15 protein-coding genes are annotated in these 16,926 nt (G+C 74.6%); 6 read left to right on the plus strand and 9 right to left on the minus strand.

From position 1 onward, the window contains the following. Positions 1-2: 2 nt before the first annotated feature. Positions 3-563 (plus strand): toxin, encoded by a 561-nt coding sequence (locus ACH4K4_RS16095; protein ID WP_398167784.1) that lies wholly within the window; start codon positions 3-5, stop codon positions 561-563. Beyond that, on the plus strand, positions 560-1,780 hold the full coding sequence (locus ACH4K4_RS16100; RefSeq protein ID WP_398167785.1) for an MAB_1171c family putative transporter: 1,221 nt from the start codon (positions 560-562) through the stop codon (positions 1,778-1,780). The genes ACH4K4_RS16095 and ACH4K4_RS16100 overlap by 4 nt, the downstream gene beginning before the upstream one ends. On the opposite strand, the gene ACH4K4_RS16105 is transcribed toward ACH4K4_RS16100, so the two are convergent. The 5 genes from ACH4K4_RS16105 to ACH4K4_RS16125 form a co-directional block, all read right to left on the minus strand. Further along, complete coding sequence (locus ACH4K4_RS16105; RefSeq protein ID WP_398167786.1) at positions 1,777-2,619, minus strand: SMP-30/gluconolactonase/LRE family protein; 843 nt, start codon at positions 2,617-2,619, stop codon at positions 1,777-1,779. The two genes, ACH4K4_RS16100 and ACH4K4_RS16105, sit on opposite strands and share 4 nt — an antisense overlap. 57 nt (positions 2,620-2,676) lie before the next feature. Continuing rightward, positions 2,677-3,750 (minus strand): DUF1611 domain-containing protein, encoded by a 1,074-nt coding sequence (locus ACH4K4_RS16110; protein ID WP_398167788.1) that lies wholly within the window; start codon positions 3,748-3,750, stop codon positions 2,677-2,679. A gap of 44 nt (positions 3,751-3,794) precedes the next feature. Next, complete coding sequence (locus ACH4K4_RS16115) at positions 3,795-5,231, minus strand: aldehyde dehydrogenase family protein (protein ID WP_398167789.1); 1,437 nt, start codon at positions 5,229-5,231, stop codon at positions 3,795-3,797. A gap of 1 nt (position 5,232) precedes the next feature. After that, complete coding sequence (locus ACH4K4_RS16120) at positions 5,233-6,330, minus strand: phenazine biosynthesis protein (protein ID WP_398167790.1); 1,098 nt, start codon at positions 6,328-6,330, stop codon at positions 5,233-5,235. Positions 6,331-6,488: 158 nt separating this feature from the next. After that, a complete protein-coding gene (locus ACH4K4_RS16125; protein WP_398167792.1) occupies positions 6,489-7,349 on the minus strand; it encodes a class I SAM-dependent methyltransferase in 861 nt (286 codons plus the stop codon). Positions 7,350-7,458: 109 nt separating this feature from the next. Between ACH4K4_RS16125 and ACH4K4_RS16130 the strand changes: the two genes are divergently transcribed. Further along, positions 7,459-8,697, plus strand: coding sequence for a DegT/DnrJ/EryC1/StrS family aminotransferase (locus ACH4K4_RS16130; protein WP_398167794.1), 1,239 nt, complete (start codon positions 7,459-7,461; stop codon positions 8,695-8,697). Between the two features lie 20 nt (positions 8,698-8,717). Here ACH4K4_RS16130 and ACH4K4_RS16135 read toward each other — a convergent pair whose 3' ends face one another. Then, positions 8,718-9,206: a DUF6314 family protein gene (locus ACH4K4_RS16135; protein ID WP_398167795.1), complete on the minus strand. Its 489-nt coding sequence runs from the start codon at positions 9,204-9,206 to the stop codon at positions 8,718-8,720. Between the two features lie 152 nt (positions 9,207-9,358). Here ACH4K4_RS16135 and ACH4K4_RS16140 point away from each other — a divergent pair, with 152 nt between their 5' ends. After that, positions 9,359-10,078: an HAD family hydrolase gene (locus tag ACH4K4_RS16140; protein ID WP_398167796.1), complete on the plus strand. Its 720-nt coding sequence runs from the start codon at positions 9,359-9,361 to the stop codon at positions 10,076-10,078. Positions 10,079-10,142: 64 nt separating this feature from the next. Here ACH4K4_RS16140 and ACH4K4_RS16145 read toward each other — a convergent pair whose 3' ends face one another. Together ACH4K4_RS16145 and ACH4K4_RS16150 are read right to left on the minus strand one after the other, a co-directional pair. Further along, entirely contained in the window at positions 10,143-11,768 is a 1,626-nt protein-coding gene (locus tag ACH4K4_RS16145; protein ID WP_398167797.1) for an ABC-F family ATP-binding cassette domain-containing protein, read from the minus strand. A gap of 361 nt (positions 11,769-12,129) precedes the next feature. Beyond that, positions 12,130-13,503, minus strand: a complete 1,374-nt coding sequence (locus ACH4K4_RS16150; protein WP_398167798.1) for a cytochrome P450 — start codon at positions 13,501-13,503, stop codon at positions 12,130-12,132. A gap of 34 nt (positions 13,504-13,537) precedes the next feature. Here ACH4K4_RS16150 and ACH4K4_RS16155 point away from each other — a divergent pair, with 34 nt between their 5' ends. After that, on the plus strand, positions 13,538-13,939 hold the full coding sequence (locus tag ACH4K4_RS16155; RefSeq protein WP_398167800.1) for a (2Fe-2S) ferredoxin domain-containing protein: 402 nt from the start codon (positions 13,538-13,540) through the stop codon (positions 13,937-13,939). A 123-nt stretch (positions 13,940-14,062) separates the two neighbouring features. Beyond that, complete coding sequence (locus tag ACH4K4_RS16160; RefSeq protein ID WP_398167801.1) at positions 14,063-14,959, plus strand: phosphotransferase family protein; 897 nt, start codon at positions 14,063-14,065, stop codon at positions 14,957-14,959. On the opposite strand, the gene ACH4K4_RS16165 is transcribed toward ACH4K4_RS16160, so the two are convergent. Then, the gene (locus ACH4K4_RS16165) at positions 14,956-16,923 is read right to left on the minus strand and encodes a primary-amine oxidase (protein ID WP_398167802.1); all 1,968 of its coding nucleotides are present in this window, start codon (positions 16,921-16,923) and stop codon (positions 14,956-14,958) included. The genes ACH4K4_RS16160 and ACH4K4_RS16165 overlap by 4 nt on opposite strands. Positions 16,924-16,926 lie beyond the last annotated feature (3 nt).

The raw sequence follows: 16,926 nt of genomic DNA on the forward strand, positions 1-16,926 counted from the left end.
GGATGCCTTTTCCCTGGCGTGACCGCCACGGCAGAGGGTCCGGCATCAAAGCGCTGCGCCGGCAGTGCCGGGCCAAGCTGGCCGCGTTCGGGCTCCCCGCCGGCTACGACCTGCCGCTGCTCTGCGACCACGTGGCCCGGAACCGGGGCAGGGAGATCGAGTTGGTGGCCATGCCGATGGACTCCTCGGGGCCCTGCGGCCTGTGGCTGTCCTTCCCCGGCACGGACTACGTCGTCTACGAATCGCAGACCAGCCGCCACCACCAGGAACACATCATCGCCCACGAACTGGCCCACATGATCTGCGGCCACCACGGCGTCGGCGTCCACGGAGCCGACGCCAACGCCCTGCTCTTCCCCGACCTCGACCCCACCCTCGTACAGGACTTGCTCTACCGCGAGAACTACTCGGACGCCCAGGAACAGGAAGCGGAGGTCATGGCCTTTCTCCTCGGTGAGGCACTGCGGGCGGGGCCGCGCGGGGGCGCGGTCGCGCCGGACCCCGACAGCGCGCTGGGCCGCGTACACGGATCGCTCGACTGGCGCCGCGAGGACGGTTCATGACCGGCATCACCCACATCCGTTACCCGATCGCCGCGCTCGCCTGCTGGATCGCGTTCGCCTACACCCTCGTGCCGCTGCTGCGCGGGCACCGCCGCAACGCCGGTCTGATCGCGCTGTGCGCCTCCTTCGGCTGCCAGGGCATGTACCTGTCGATGTCCACCCCGGCCCGCTGGACGGGCACCCTGTTCGGGACCATCACCTGGTACAACGTGTCGGTCCAGCTGTGGATCATCGCCGTGCTCGCCTGCCAGCAGATCCTGCTGATCCACTGGATATACCCGAGGGCCGAGGCGCTCGTACGGGCCAGGCGGCGGCTGCTGATCCTCGCGGTGGTGCCCGTCACGATGGCGGTGCTGTTCTTCCTGGCGACCCTCCAGGGCGCGCCGCGCAACGTCTTCAAGCACCCCGGAGACCAGCCGTTCTTCGTCGCCTACCAGGCCGCTTACCTCACCGCGTTCGTGGTCGGCAAGGTTTTGGTGGCCCGCGCCTGTTGGCATTTCGCGAAGCTCACCGACCACGCCTGGGTACGCCGCGGCCTGCGCATCGCGGCGGCCGGCGCGGTCGTCGAACTGGTCTACCCTGCCGGGCGGTACGCCGACGTCTTCCTGACGCAGTACGGCTGGAACCCGCTGCGCTGGTCGGACGTGTCCCGGACCACGCTGACCGTGGGCATGGTGCTGAACATCGTCGGCTGGACCGCCCCGCTGTGGGGGCCGCGGGTCTCCGCCGCCCGCCGCTGGCTGGCCGACTACCGCAGTTACCGGCGGCTGCGCCCGCTGTGGCTGGCCCTGCACCGGGCCCATCCGGAGATCTCCCTGCCGTCCAGCACCGGCAGCGACCTGGCGGCCCTGTACGACCTGCGGTTCCACCTGCACCGCCGGGTGATCGAGATCCGGGACGGCTGCCTGGCGCTGCGCGGTCACCACGGCGGTCCCGGCGCGGTGCCGGACCCGGAGCGGGGAGCCGCCGGGGAGCGGCTCGCGGAGGCGGAGGCCGCGCACATCGCGGCGGCGCTCGCGGCGGGGCCGCGGCCGCCGGACTCCGGCGCTGCCGGGCCCGCCGGTACGGACGGCAGGCCGGCGCCCGTGCCCGCGGGCGGTACCGACTTCTCCGCCGATGTGGCATGGCTGGTCGAGGTGTCCCGGGCGTTCGCCCGCTTCCGGCCCGCGGCGACGCGGGCCGGACAGGACAGCGGCGAGGCTGTCCTCAGGAACTAGCCGTCGAACGCCACGCCCTCCAGTCCCTGGGCGACGCCGGGGATCACGAAGAGGTTGCCGGCCTCGGGCTCGATGTCGCCCAGGTCGCGGCGGGCCGAGGTGACGTAAAGGTCCGTCAGGTCGGTGCCGCCGAAGCCGCAGGCCGTGGTCAGTGAGGCGGGCAGGGCGATCTCGCGGTCCAGCCGGCCGTCCGGGGTGTAGCGGCGGACCGCTCCCCCGCGGAACAGGGCCACCCAGATGCCGCCCGCGGTGTCGGTGCACATGCCGTCCGGTACGCCCTCGGTGTCCGTGATCTCGGCCAGGGGGCGGCGGTTGGCCGCCTGGCCGGTGCCGATGTCGTAGTCGAAGACGTCGATGCGGCGGGTGGGGGTGTCCACGTAGTACATGCGGGTCGCGTCCGGGCTCCAGGCGATGCCGTTGCTCAGCCGGACCCCGGTCGCCGCGAGGTGCGGGGGGCCGTCGGCCGGGATACGGGCCAGCCAGCCCGGCGAGGACTCGCCGGCCATGGTGCCCACCCACAGGCGGCCCCGGGCGTCGATGCCCGCGTCGTTGCCGCGTACGTCCTGGTCCGGCCATTGGGCGAGCCACCGCCGGGAGCCGTCCGGCCCGGTCACCGCGACGCCGTCGCGCAGGCTCAGCACGAGCCCGCCGCCCGCCCTGGGCAGGGCCGCCGCCACCGGCCCGCCGGCCGCGGTGACCGTGTCGCTGCCGTCGGAGGGACGGTAGCCGTGGATGTCCCCCTCGCCCATGTCCACCCAGAGCAGCGTGCCGCTCCGGGCGTCCCACGCGGGGCGTTCCGCAAAGTGCGCCCGTACGGCCAGGGCCACCTCAACACTCACCGTGCACCTTTTCCTCACAGTCGCGGGCCGGGCCACCGGGTCCGGGGCCGGGCAAGGTCATACGATCACCATGGGCCGCAGCGCGTCCAGGAGTTCGGCCGTGCCGTCGCCGTCCAGGACGTCGACGACCGGCAGTCCCAGGTGCCGCAGGCTGCGTACGTTCTCCCGTCCGCGGCTGGCGACGGCGGCCACCGGGGCCCCGCCGAGCTCCTCCACGACGTGGATCTCGCTGCGCACGTCGCCCAGCGGCAGGTGCTCCCAGTGGTAGCGGAAGCGGCGGCGCGGGTCGTGCACGAAGACGACGGCGTCGGGCCGCGAGCCCTGGAGGATGGCGGTGGCCAGGCCGCCGAAGGCCGGGTGCAGCACGGACGCCTGGCCCTTGATGATCAGTAGGTCGTGCCGGGGGTCCGCGCGCAGGACCAGGTGCTCGACGAGGCCGGCGGCCTGGAAGACGGGGGCGCGGTCGACGATCGCGCCTTCGGTGCAGCCGGCGAGCAGGCAGGTCTGGCCGGTGCCGACGTAGCCGGCGTCGATGCCGCGCGCCACCGCCTCGCGGTGCAGCTGGAGGGCGACGGTCCGCTTCCCCACGACGCAGTCGCTGCCCGCCACGTGCACGAGTTTGGCACGGGTCCGCCGCAGCCGCCCGGAGTACTTGGGCAGTATGCCGTGCGGGCGCCGCACGTCGATCAGCTGCTGGCCGCCCGCCACCCGCTCGGCGAGTTCGGTGTGCCGCAGCTGGAGGTGGAGGCAGGAGATGACGTGCAGACCGTTGCGTACGGCGGCGGCGATCTGCTCCCACCAGAACGCCGGGAGGTCCCCCGGCTGCCGCGGCGCGTGCCGCGGGCGGCCGTCCGCGTAGGCGACATGGTCCGACTCGGTCATCGCCACGACCAGCGCTTCGGGCCGGAACCGCAGCGCTCTTTCCAGCGAGGGGACGACCGGGACGGCGGTTCCCGGCACCACGGATTCCGTGGTGCCGGGCGGGTGCAGGCGGTCGATGACCGCCACGGGGTCGAGGACGACGCTGTGTCTCAGCACTCCTTGGGCCGTCTTGCCTTCGAGGCGCGCGAGCACCCCGTCGGCGAACAGTACGGCGCGGAGCGGCAACCGAGAGAACCCGGAAAGGACCATGCCCGGAACCTTATCCACCGGTCAGCCGGCGCGGCATGGCCAAGTCAGTGCGTTTCCGTGCCCGTTGGTCCCGTGGCGAAGGTCTTGGTCTCCATCAGGAACTCGGCCGGCGACCCGTCGTGCGGCAGGCCGGGCCGGGACCAGTACGTGGGCACGTCACCCCAGTGGGTGTTGCGGATCAGCGGGTTCGCGAGGCACTGCCGTACCAGGCCGGCGTCGCCGCCGAGCACCGTGAGGGCCAGGGTCCGGCCGAGCCCGTCCGGGCGCGGGCCGGGCCGCCACGGCACCACGGCCGCGTACGGGAAGGGCAGTTCGGTGCCGAAGTGCGGGTGCCGCGGGCCGTCCAGGACGGTGATCACGGGCCGCAGGACGGCGCTCCCGTCCCCGAGGTCGGTGATCAGCTCGCCGGCCGCGCCGGGGCCGGTCGCGAGGTGCGCGCCGACGGCCTCGCGCACCTGCCGCGCGAGCTGCCGGGCCTCGTCCAGCGGCCGTACGGGCAGGGCCGCTTCGGGGTGGCCCGCGGGCAGCGACGGCAGCCCGTCGAGCCGCTCGGCGAGGGCGGCCGCCAGGCCCTGCGGGTCCTGCTCGCACAGTACGGCGCTGGCGTTGAGGCACTGCACCCCGGCGTCGCCCGCGACCGAGTCGGCGATGGTGTCCAGGTGGTCCCGCCAGGACACGTCCCCGGTAAGCAGGATCTTCGAGCGGCCGGGGCCCTGGGCGAGCACCCGCCGGCTGTCGGCGTAGCGGTCCACGACGGCGTCACCGCCGTAGACCAGGCCGCGGTCGGCGTGCTCGACGACGGCGTCCGCGTGCTCGTGGGTGGTCGGCAGCAGCGCCGTGTACCCCGGTGCGAGCCCCGCCCGGCGCAGGGCGCGGAGCAGCCGCCGCGGGGTGAAGGGGTCGCGCCGGGAGGGGCGCACGGCGACGCGGTAGCCGAGGGCGAGGGCGCCCAGCCACTCCAGGTGGGTGGCGGGGTGGTTGCCGGGCGCCAGTACGCCGAGCACGTCGCCCTTGCGCACCCACACCGGGGCGGCGCCGGTGTCCGGGCGGCCCGTGTCCCGCAGCGCGTCGAGGGACACGGCGCCGGCGGGGCGCTGCGCGGCCAGGGTGTCCGCCGCGGCCCGGCCGGCCCGCGCCACCTTGGCGAGGGTGCGGCGGGCGACGGAGACCGGCAGCCCGGAGACCAGGGCCTGGCGGTGGCAGTAGGCGTCGGGGGTCTCCCCGTCCAGCGTCGCCGTGGCGAACAGCTCGCCCGCCCCGGCCAGGGCCGCGAGCCGGTCCTCGGCGGGCTGTTCCGGGGCGGCGCGCATCTCGTTGATCACCTGGCGGATCAGCAGCGGGGGCGCGAGGGAGAGTTCGCCGGCCGGGCGCCCCGTGACGTCCGTGAGGGTGGTGCGGTTGGCGGAGCGGTACGGGCCCGAGGGCCGCTCGACGGCGATGCCGCCATCGGGGCCCGCGGCCGTTTTCGGGTGTCCTGTCACCTCAGTACACCCCCTCGATGATCTCCGCGCCGCCTTCGGTGAACGGCTGCACGTCGGCGACGCCGTCCCCCGCGAAGCCCGGCACCGGCGCGACCCGGACCGCGGTGTCCCGTTCGAGGACGTGCGGCAGCAGGACCTCCGGGCTCAGCTGGCGCATGCACACCCGGCCCCGCTCGCCGTACGCCACCTCGCGGGACAGGTCGTCCGGATCGAGCAGGGACAGGTGGACGTACGGGTGGAAGCTCTGGAAGACGCAGGGTTCGGTGTCGCCGGGGACGGCGGGCCGCTGCGGTGCCGCGCCCATCATCGTGTTGCCGTACAGGCCGCTGACGGCCGCGTCGGGGAAGACCTCGGCGGCGAGCAGCCGGAGCGTCTCGGGGTCGATGGAGGTGCTGCCCCACATGATGCCGCGGACCTTGGCGCGCACGAGGTCCGCGAGCCGGGGGCGTTCGGCGATGGCCTCCAGGAGCGGCGGGGTGGCGTAGAGCATGGTGACGTGCTGCGAGGCGAGCACCCATTCGGCCTGGTCGAGGATGTGGTCGACGTAGCGCTTGACGACGTCGTCGTGGCCGTCCCGGAGGGACCTGCGTACCCAGCGCGGGTCGAGGTCCACGGGGAAGAACACCGCGCCGCGCAGGCGGGCGAGGCCGCGCAGCGCGTCGGCGACGACGTGCGGGCCGCTGGGGCCGAGGAAGAGCAGGTTGCCGTCGTGCGAGGGGAAGCCGTGCCGGTCGAGGACGTCGGACCACCACCGGGTGTTGCGTTCCCACTGGCCCAGGTCGACGACGCGCTTGGGGGCTCCGGTCGTGCCGCCGCTCTCCCAGACCGAGGGCAGCCGGCCGATGCCGCGCAGTCCCGCCGGGAGCAGGTCCTCGACCGGTACGTCCCGCCACTCCGTGCTGACGTCGGGGAACCTGGCCAGGTCGGCGAGGGTGGTGATGTCCCGGCGCGGGTCGAAGGGCAGCGACGCGGCCCGCTCCACCCAGAACCTGGAGCCGGTGGCGGGGTCGAAGTGCCAGGCCATGGCCGCTGCCACCACGTCGTCGGCGGTCGGCAGTTCGTGCCAGGGCGTGCCGAGTACGGCATCCACGTCGCGCATGCTGTGTCACCTCTCTGACGGCGGTGTACCCCGGGCGTCTGCCGGCGCCCGGCGAATCCACCGGATCATGGGATGTTTGTCGGTGCAAAGCGGCGCCTGGCATTCCGGCTTGAACGGGACGAGGGCTGGCTTGATCCGTGGCACGCGCCGCACCCGCCTCAGACCTTGGTCGCGCGCAGGGCGAACAGCAGCGGGATGCGGGGGTGGTCCGCGGGCAGCCGCCACCAGCCGTTGTCGGCCTGCTCCATCGCCGCGAAGCGCTTCCAGGGCAGCAGGTCCGTCTCCCGCAGCAGATCGACGGCGAGCCCGGCGCCGGTCACCGCGCTCACGGTCTCCCCGAGGCCGTGCCGCCACTCGTAACTGGTCGTCGCGCCCGCCACGGGCGGCCCGTCGGTGTACGTGTACGGGGTGTCGCTGCGGAGCGCGCCCCGGCCCTCCAGGTAGTCGCGGGTGAGCAGCAGCTGCCCGTCTTCCGGAGCGGAGCCGGCGCCGGGGGCGGCCCCCAGGGCGTTGAGCACCGGGTGGAACTCGACCACGTACAGCGTGCCGCCCGGCCGCAGCAGACCGGCGACCACCCGCGCCCACCGGGTCAGGTCCGGCAGGTAGCAGAGCGCGCCCTTGCCCGTGTAGACCACGTCGAAGCGGCGGCCGGCCAGCGCGTCGGCGGCCCGGTGGACGTCGGCCTGGACGAACTCGACGCACCGGCCGCGGCCGGCCGCCAGGCGGCGCGCCACGTCCAGCGCCGCGCCGGAGAAGTCCAGGCCGACCGTGTGCGCCGCGCCCCGGTCGGCGAACGCCTGCGTCTCGGTGCCCAGGTGGCACTGGAGGTGCAGTACGTCGCGGTACTTCAAGGGCCCGAGGTCGTCCCACTCGAAGGGCGCGAACCAGTCTTCGGCGGTCCGCGAGCCGTCCAGGCCGTAAAAGTCGCTGGCCGCGTGCACGGGGGTACGGGCGTCCCAGTTCTCCTGGTTGGCCCGCAGCTTGGCGTCGGTAGCGGGGTCGGTGTCGTGAGTCTTCACAGCGCGGTCCCTACCCGTCGGCCGCCGGGCGGATGCGGTCCCACGGGGGACCCTTTCGGGTCAGGTCCCCGGCGGTGCTGTGCGTCTGACCCGGTGGGAGGTGTGTGAGGTGTATCCACCGAAGACGTTCGACATCGGCTGGCCGGATCTCGCGTACGGGTTGGCGGCCTGCGCGCGCGACGGGGACGCCGAGGGGGCGGCCGCCGCCGTGGAACGGCGGTTCGGGGCCGGCAGCGCGCTCGGTACGGCCGCGGACGGGGGCGTACGGCACTGCATGGCGGCGCTGTCCGTGCGCAGTGCGCTGGACCTGACACTGAGCGCCGCGGCACTGCCGCGTGGCAGCGAGGTGCTGATGTCCGCCGTCACCATCCCCGACATGTGGCGGATCGTGACGGAACACGGCCTGGTGCCGGTCCCGGTGGACCTCGACCCCGGCACCCTGCTGCCCGCCGCCGACCAGTGGGAAGCGGCCGCCACCCCGCGGACGAAGGCCGTCGTCGTCGCACACCTCTTCGGCACCCAGGCGCCGTTGGGGGCCCTGGCGGAACTGGCCGCGCGGCACGGCTGGCTGCTGGTCGAGGACTGTGCCCAGGCGTACAGCGGCCCGGATTTCCGGGGCTGCGCCGCGGCGGACGTCTCGCTGTTCAGCTTCGGCCCGCTGAAGACCGCGACGGCGCTGGGCGGCGCGGTCGCGGTCGTACGCGACCCCGGCCTGCTGGCCTCGATGCGCGCACTGCACCGCGCGTGGCCCGTGCAGGGGCGGAACGCGCAGGCCGGGCGGGTCGCCAAGTACGCCCTGCTGGCGCTGCTGACCTCACGGCCGCTCTACACCGGCCTGGTGGCCGCCGCCGGGCTGCTCGGGCGGGACCACGCGAGAAGCCTCCAGGGCTCGGTGGGCGCCTTCGCCGGCGCGGATCTTCTGCCCGCGATCCGGCAGCGTCCCGGGCCGGCTCTGCTGGCCCTGCTGGACCGGCGGTTGGGCGGCGCGGGCACCGCACGGGCGGTGGCGGCCCGTGCGGCGGTGGCACGGCGGCTGGCGGCACGGCTGCCGGACCCGGCGCTGGTGTACGGCGCGGCGGCTCCCGTCCACACTTTCTGGCTGTGCGCCGTGCCCACCCCGGACCCGGACGCGACGGCGGCCCGCCTGCGGTCGGCGGGATTCGACGCGGCGCGGCCGGCGTCGCTCGGCGCGGTACCGGCCCCGCCGGACCGCCCGCAGGGCGCACGGACCGCCGCCCACCTGGTACGGCACGCGGTCTGCCTGCCGCTGCGGCCCGGTATGCCGGACCGGGTGCTGGACCGGATGGCCGCCGTGCTCGACCCGGAGGACTGGGGCCGGCGGCCGTGACCCCGACGCGGCAGGCCGCGTCACGGCAGCGGGCGGGCGGCCCTCCGGTACGCCGAGCACAGCAGCTGGGTCTTGGCCGGTCCGCCCACCCGCCAGCGCAGGTGCCACTCGCGCGGCGAGACGACGGTGAACTCGCCCTCGTACAGGTCCGCGGCACAGGGGTGCCGGGTGTTCCAGTGGCCGGTGCGCAGATCGAGGTCGTGGAAGGGGCGCCCGTCGGCGAAGGTGACGTCGGCGGTGCCGTCGGGGCGCGGGCACAGCCGCAGCGTGCGGGTGGCCGGGGCGGTCGCGCCGTTCCAGGTCAGCTCGCCCTCCTCCACGTGCAGCAGCACGGCCCCGGCCCCGCCTTCGGGCCGGAAGTGCGCCGTGCCGCTGAAGGTTCCCTGCGTACCGGTGCGGACGTCGAGCACGGTGCGGTCGATCGTCCACCATCCGGCCAGGTACGCCGCCGCGTCGCGCACCGCGTACCGGCCGCCGGGCCCGCTCGCGGCCTCGCGCTCTGTCGACATGACGTCATTGTCCCCGGTGGCGGTTCCCCCGCGACGGCCGGGCCGCTGTCCGGGCCGCCGGGAAATGCGGTGCGTCCGCGCGGGCCGGGTCAGTAGGGTGCCGCGGGGCCGGAGCGCCGGCCGGCCGGGACGACGGAGCACGGGGAGACGGTGTGGGTGCAGGGGACGGCGGGTCCGGGACGCGCCGGGCACGGCAGGTGCTGGTGTTCGACGCCGACGACACGTTGTGGGAGAACAACGTCATCTTCGAGCGGGTCATCGAGGAGTTCCTGACCTGGCTGGACCATCCCGAGCTGGGGCGGGACGGCGTACGGGCCCTCCTGGACGAGATCGAGGCCGCCAACGCCGCGGTCCACGGGTACGGCAGCAAGGTGTTCCTGCGCAGCCTCGGCGAGTGCGTGCGGCGGGTACGCCGCCGGGAGGCCAGTGCGCAGGAGCTGGCCCGGATCGCGGACTGGGCGCGGGCGTTCGAGGCGGACGAGGTCGAGCTGATCCCGGGGGTGGCCGAGACCCTGGCGGAACTGGCCGGGCGGCACCGGCTGCTGATGCTGACCAAGGGCGACGCGGAGGAGCAGCGCAGGAAGGTGGCGGCGTCGCGGCTGGCGCACCACTTCCGCGGGGTGCACATCGTGCCGGAGAAGAACGCCGGTACGTACGAGGAGCTGGTGCGCGCCCGCACGCTGACGCCGTCGGCCACCTGGATGATCGGCAACTCCCCCAAGTCGGACATCCTGCCGGCCCGGGCGGCGGGCCTGAACGCGGTGTTCATCCCGAACGACAACACGTGGGTGCTGGAACACGACGTCCTCGACCCGGCGGACGGGCAGGTGCTCCGCCTGGAGAAGTTCACCGAGCTGCTGCGGCACTTCTGAGCCGGCCGCCCCGGCGCGTCGCCGCCCGGGGCGGTCACATCGGGCGGCGGTCGCATCGGTGCGGTCACATCGGGGCGGTGTCCGCCAGTGCGCCGTTCAGGGCGAGCCAGCGGGTGATGCCGATCTCACGGAGGAAGGCCAGGTCGTGGCTGACCACGATCAGGGCGCCGCGGTAGGAGTCCAGCGCCGTGACGAGCCGGCGGACCGAAGCCGTGTCCAGGTTGTTCGTCGGCTCGTCCAGCATCAGGAGCTGGGGCGCGGGCTCGGCGAGCAGCAGGGCCGCGAGGGTGGCCCGGAAGCGCTCGCCCCCGGAGAGCGTGCCCGCCGGCTGGTCGGCACGGGCGCCCTTGAACAGGAAGCGCGCCAGGCGGGCCCGTACCTGGTTGTTGGTGGCGTCCGGGGCGAAGCGGGCGACGTTCTCGGCGACGGTCAGCCCGTCGTCGAGGACGTCCAGCCGCTGCTGCGGCAGGAAGCGGTGCGGTACGTGGATCTCCGCCGTGCCCTCCGCGGGCGGGATCTCGCCCGCCAGCGTCCGCAGCAGCGTGGTCTTGCCGGAGCCGTTGCGCCCGGTCAGCGCCACCCGCTCGGGGCCGCGCAGCTCGATGTCGGCGCATGCCCCGTAGCGGGCGCGCAGGGCCCGCAGGGTCAGTACGCCGCGGCCCGGCGGTACCTCGGTGTGCGGCAGGTCGACGCGGATCTCGTCGTCGTCGCGCACGGCTTCGGCGGCCTCGCCCAGCCGCTGCCTGGCCTCCTTGAGCTTCTCGGTGTGCAGGTTGCGGTGCTTGCCGGCCGAGACCTCGGCCGCGGCCTTGCGCCCGTTCATGATGATCTTCGGTTCGCGCTTCCGGGCGTACATCTTGTCGGCGTACCGGGCCCGGCGAGCCAGCTTGACGTGCGCGTCGGCCAGTTCGCGTTTCTGGCGCACCACGTCGGCCTCGGCGACGCGCACCATGCGTTCGGCCGCCTCCTGTTCGACGGCGAGCGCGTGTTCGTACGCGGTGTAGTTGCCGCCGTACCAGTGGACCTCGCCGCCGCGCAGGTCGGCGATCCGGTCCACGAGGTCGAGCAGTTCGCGGTCGTGGCTGACGACGACCAGGACGCCGGACCAGCCCTCCACCGCCGCGTACAGCCGGCGGCGGGCCGCCAGGTCGAGGTTGTTGGTCGGCTCGTCCAGCAGCAGGACGTCGGGGCGGCGCAGCAGCAGCGCGGCGAGGCGCAGCAGGACGGACTCACCGCCGGAGACCTCGCCGATGGTGCGGTCGAGGTCGATGGCGTGCAGGCCGAGTCCGTCGAGGGTGGCGCGGGCGCGTTCCTCGACGTCCCAGGCGTCGCCCACGGCGGCGAAGTGGGCCTCGTCGGCGTCACCGTTCTCGATGGCGTGCAGGGCCGCGCGGGTCTCGGCGATGCCGAGGGCCGCGTCCACCCGCAGGCCGGTGTCCAGGGCGGCGTTCTGCGGCAGGTAGCCGATCTCGCCGACGGTTTTCACGGTCCCTCCGGCGGGTTCGAGCTCTCCGGCGAACAGCTTCAACAGGGTTGACTTGCCCGACCCGTTGAGGCCGATCAGGCCGGTGCGCCCGGGGCCCACGGCCAGGTTGAAGTCCTCCAGCACGCGGGTGCCGTCGGGCCAGGCGAAGCCGAGGCCGGAGCAGACGAGGAAGGCGCCTGAGGGTGTGGCGGACTGGGTATGCATACGGGTCTCCTGAGTGCGCGACGGGATTCGGGGGCAGCGCGGGAGACACCGCGAGAAGGTCCACGGGGAGGCCGGGCCGGGGCACGGGGGCGGGCCGGCGCGGAGGCGGGCCGGAGATCCGGGGTCGCCGAGGTCGCGGACGTGGCCGCACGGCGGGTGCCGGGCGCGCCGGACGCGCGCACCGTCGCACCTCGCGCCGTGGGCGCGGTGTCTCAGGACCTCAGACGAGCAACGGCCTTCTCCGATCGGCGGCAATGGGGCGTGAAGAACGGTACGGCGGGCGCCGCGGAAACGCAAACGCTATTTCTGTTGCGTTTACCGTGGTGCCCGCCGCGCGCTCACGCACCGGCCGTCCCGGCCCTCAGGAGACCGCGCGCAGCCGCACCCGTGCCGGACCCGCCGCCTGCAAGGTGATCCCGGCGGTCAGCGGCACCTCCCGGTCGACGGCCGTCAGCTCGTACGAGCGCAGCAGGACGGCCGCCGCCAGCACCGACTCCAGCATCGAGAAGTGCTGCCCGATGCACGCCCGCGGGCCGCCGCCGAAGGGGAACCAGGCGTAGCGGTGCCGGGCCGCCTCGCGCTCCGGCGTGAACCGCAGCGGGTCGAAGCGCTCCGGGTCCTCCCACAGGCCGGGGTGCCGGTGGGTCACCCAGGGCGAGACGATCACATCGGCGCCGGCCGGGATCGCGTGCCCGCCGATCTCGGTGGCCGCGACGGCGCGGCGGCTGACCACCGGCGCCGCCGGGTACAGCCGCATCGCCTCCTTGAGCGCCATCGTGAGCCGCGGCAGCCGGTCCAGGTCGGCGGCCTCGGGGGCGCGCCCGGCCAGGACACCGGCGATCTCCTCCCGTACGAGCGCCTGCTCTTCGGGGTGCCGGGCGAGCAGGTGGAGGGTGAAGGCCAGGGACGTCGCGGTCGTCTCGTGCCCGGCCAGCAGGAAGACCAGCACCTGGTCGCGGAGTTCGGTGGCGTCCAGGCTGCCGTCCTCCGCGTTGCCGGCGCCGGTCAGCAGCGAGAGCAGGTCGGTGCCGTCGCCGGGCCTGCCGGCGGCGCGGCGTCCGGCGACGATGCGGTCGCAGACCGCGTACAGCTCGGCCGTCGCGGCGGCGGCCTTCCGGTTGGCGGGCGTGGGCCAGTGGCGCGGCGGGTTGCGGGGCGAGAAACCGCGCCGCACCACGTACCGGTTGATCACGGGGAAGCAGCGGTGCACGGTGTCGACCGCGGCCTCGACGTCCGTGCCGAACAGGATGCGGGAGACCGTGCGCAGCGCGAGCCGGTTCATCTCGCCCACCAGGTCGACCGTGCCGCCGGGCGGCGTCCGCCAGCGTCCGGCGACGGCCTGGGCCTCGGCCGCCACGGCCGCCGCGTAGCCGTCCACCCGGCGCTTGGTGAACAGCGGCTGCACGATCCGCCGTTGGCGCAGGTAGTCGGCGTCCTGGCTGGTCAGCAGCCCGTTGCCGAAGGACTGCCGGACCTCTTCGTAGAACGGGTGGTCCTTGCGGAAGTTGGCGGCCTCGGAGGCCAGGATCTGCTGGCTGCCCTCGGGCGAGAAGACCGCGTGGAAGACGCTGCGCAGGCCGGGCGGCCCGGCTGTGAAGCGCACCACGTCGCCGTGTTCGCACCGGGCGCGGGTGAACGCGTCGAGGGTGTCGCGCCGCAGGTCGAGCATCGATCCCAGGAGCGGCAGGCCCTTGGGGCCCGGTATCGCCGGGCGGTTGTGCGTGGTGGAGGTCATGGGGCCGATACCTACCCCGCGTAGCATGGGTCGAATGATCAGCAAGCGTTCCGGCCGCCCGTCCGCCGAGGCCCCGTGCCGGGTCACCGTCTGCCGCGGCTGCTGCTGCGGCGACCCGCGCAAGGTCCCGGGCGTCGACCACGCGGCCCAGATCCCGCGGCTGCGCGCGGCCCTGGCGGGCGCGGCCGCGGTGCGGGCCTCCGAGTGCCTGGACGTCTGCGACCAGGCCAACGTCGTCGTGGTCCAGCCGTCGCGCGCGGGGCGGGCGGCGGGCGGGCGCCCGGTGTGGCTCGGCCTGGTCAACGACGACGCGGCGCTGGACGACATCGCCGCCTGGATACGGGCCGGCGGCCCTGGCCTCGCGGAGCCGCCGGGGGTGCTCGACTTGTACGCGTTCACCGTGTCCCGGCGGGTGCGCGAGGCGCTGGAGGGCTGAGGGCCCGCGGGCCGGGCCGGCCCCGGCACCGGTCCCGGCGGCTCCGGGAACGAGGTTGGCCGCCCGGGCGCGGCCGGACGCGGTGACCGGCGGCGGTTCGCGGTCTGCGGCATGATGGCGATCATGACGGAGGAACGCCTGCCGACGGCGGCAGAGGTGGCCCTGCTGGCCCAGGACGCGGTGCCCGGGGTGGGCGTGGCGGACGTCCGGCCCATCGGCGAAGGGGGCGATCACGCGTCCTGGTGGGTGGGGACGGAGCACGTCGCCCGCTGCGCGCTCGACCGGGGCGGGTCGGAGCGCCTGCGCCGCGAGGTGGCGCTGCGCGGCCTGGTCGGCGACCGGATCGGCGTGCCCGTGCCGCGGAGCGTGGCGAGCGGTGAGTGGGCGCGGGGGCGCGCGTTCACCCTGGACGCGCGGCTGGACGGGGTCTCCGCCGAGCTGTGTTCGGTCCCGGCGGCCGGCGAGGCCGGTCTGGCGCGGATGCTCGTCCTGCTCGCCGAGGTGCCCGTGGCGGACGCCGAGGCGCTGGGCGTGCCGCCGGAGGCGCCGCGCAACATGCCCGGACTGCTGCGCCGGGCCGCGGCGGCGGCCGAATCCGTCGCGGCCCGTGGCGAGTTCGACGCCGCCTGGCTGCCGAGACTGCACGTACCGGCGGCGGAGGCCGCGACGGCGCCCGGCACGCTCGTGCACAACGACATCAAGGGCGAGCATCTGCTCGTGGCCGGGGACGGGCGGATCAGCGGCGTACTGGACTGGACGGACGCGGTGACCGGCGACGCCGCCGAGGATGTCGCCGGGATCGCGATCTCGGTCGGTGCCGTGGCGGCCGTACGCGTCGCCGAGGCGGCCGGGTTCGGCCCCGGCGCGTGCGCCCGGGCGCTGCAACTGGCGCGCTGCGACACGCTGGCCCTCCTGTCCGACCGGCTCCGCGGCCTCGACGACAGCCCCTTGCCGCTTCTGCGCGCGCAGTTGCGGCGCGCGTGGGAACCGACGTCCCTGGACGCACCGCACGGCGCTTAGGGCGTGCAGTGTCCCGGCCCGCCGCTCTCGCGCGGCAGGTCGAGTGCCGGGTTGCGGTCGAAGAACCCGGTCGGCCGCAGTGTGAAGCCGCACCGGTCGACCGGCATGACCGGCCAGTCCTCCAGGCGCGGCAGGTGCGTCGGCCCGAAGCAGTGCCAGAGGGTCAGGGCGGTGTTCTCCAGGGATTCGCCGGGGCGCGACCACTGCACGACGCCCGCGCCGCCGGGGTGCTGGTTGGGGTAGTCGCCGTCCGGGTAGCGCCGGCCGGGGGCGCTGCGGGTGACCCAGAGGTGCTTGGTGGCGTAGGCGACGCGCGCGGCGACCGGGGACCCTGGCTGGGCGAGCAGCGTGGGCCCTTCCTGCGGGGTGAGGGTGTACGCGACCGGCCGGCCCGTCCGGTTGGCGGAGGCGGGGTTGGTGATCCGCCAGCGGCGCCCGGCCGCCGGGTCGGCCAGCCGTCCCGCCTCGCCGGAGTCGGTGACGGGGGTGGCACGGGTGGTGAAGGCGTTGCCGTTGGGGTTGTCCGGGCCCATGGGGAGCCGGACGACGTCGACCTCCTCCACCGTGTTCGCGTGGCCGTCCACCGCCGGGTCCAGCCGGGCGCAGAAGAGGTGCTGGTGGAAGGGCGCCTGGAGGCCGGGGGCCAGCTCCGTGGCGTAGGGGGACACGGTGCCGGGCTCCGCCGCCGAGGTCTGCACCAGGCCGGTCGACTTGACCTCGAACTCGATCGTGCCGTCCTGGTAGAGGTACCAGTAGAAGCCGTAGTCGTAGTTGCCGAGCGTGGCGATGTACGAGACGACCAGACGGCGGGAGCGGCGGCTGTCGGCGGCGAAGTCGTCGAACATGTTGGTGTGCTTCCACAGGAGGCCGTGGTCCTCCTCGTGGATGCAGATCGCGTTGGGCAGCGTCTGCGGGTTGCCGTGGTCGTCGGGGACGACGGCGTCGACGTACACGATCTCGCCGAGGCAGTCGCAGCCCAGCCGCAGCGCGTTGGCGTTGCGGCCGAGGGTGTACTCGCCGACGTCCAGGTAGCAGATCCAGTTGCGGTCCTCCCCGGGGTCGGCGTACGGGACGGCCATCTCGGCGAGCGACGCGCGGTGCAGTACGGGGCGTACGCGGTCGCCGTCGCGGAAGGACAGCTCGTGCAGGACGAGGCCCTCACGGGAGTTGAAGTCCAGCCGCAGCGACCAGTTCTGCCAGGCCAGGCGGTGCCCGTCCAGGGTGAAGGAGGGGCCTTGGGGCTGGCTGATCTCCAGGGGTCTGAGGTCGGTGCGCGCGGGGCCGTTGAACCCGGCCTCGTAGCGCCCGCATTCGGTGGGCACGGGTACGGCGCCGGTGTCCACGAGCCGGACGACCCGCCGCTCGGTCAGGTCGACGTCGGCGACCAGGCCGCCCACGGGGTGCGCGAACGGGTTGTCGGCCGCCTCGCAGCGCAGGAACGTCAGCGAGCGCAGCATGCGGCGCCCGGTCTCCTCGGCCCGCCCGAAGTTGCCCGCGGCCAGCGGGGCGCAGACGGCGAGCGAGGTGTCGGTGAGGCCGCGCTCCGCCATGGCCCGGCGCCAGCCCGGGTCGGCCTTGACGATCGCGTCGCAGCGTTCGTATTCCTCGAAGAGGATGGGCGGCTGGCCGTCGGCGCCGGGGTCCAGGGGACGGTGGGAGAGCAGGACGCGCGCGCCCACGTCGACGACGGCCTCGGCGGAGGCTCCGGTCCCCGTGTCGAGGAGGGTGACGCGCAGCCGGCGGGTGACCGGGGCGCCGGGGCGGTGCGCGGCGGCGGTGTGCCGGTCCGGCTCGTCGAGGAGGACGAGGGGGAAGCGGGTGGCGCCGTCCACCAGTCCCTCGCGGCGCAGGACGTCGCGGACGGTGGTGATCTCCTCCGCGGTCAGCGGGTCCAGGGGGTGCGGGGCGGCGGGCGCCGCGTCCGTGTCCTTCGGGGGCTGCGGTTCCGTCGCGCTGTGTGCCATCGG

The organism is Streptomyces sp. NPDC017529, from assembly GCF_044329785.1.
In the GTDB taxonomy this organism is placed as follows: Bacteria; Actinomycetota; Actinomycetes; order Streptomycetales; family Streptomycetaceae; genus Streptomyces.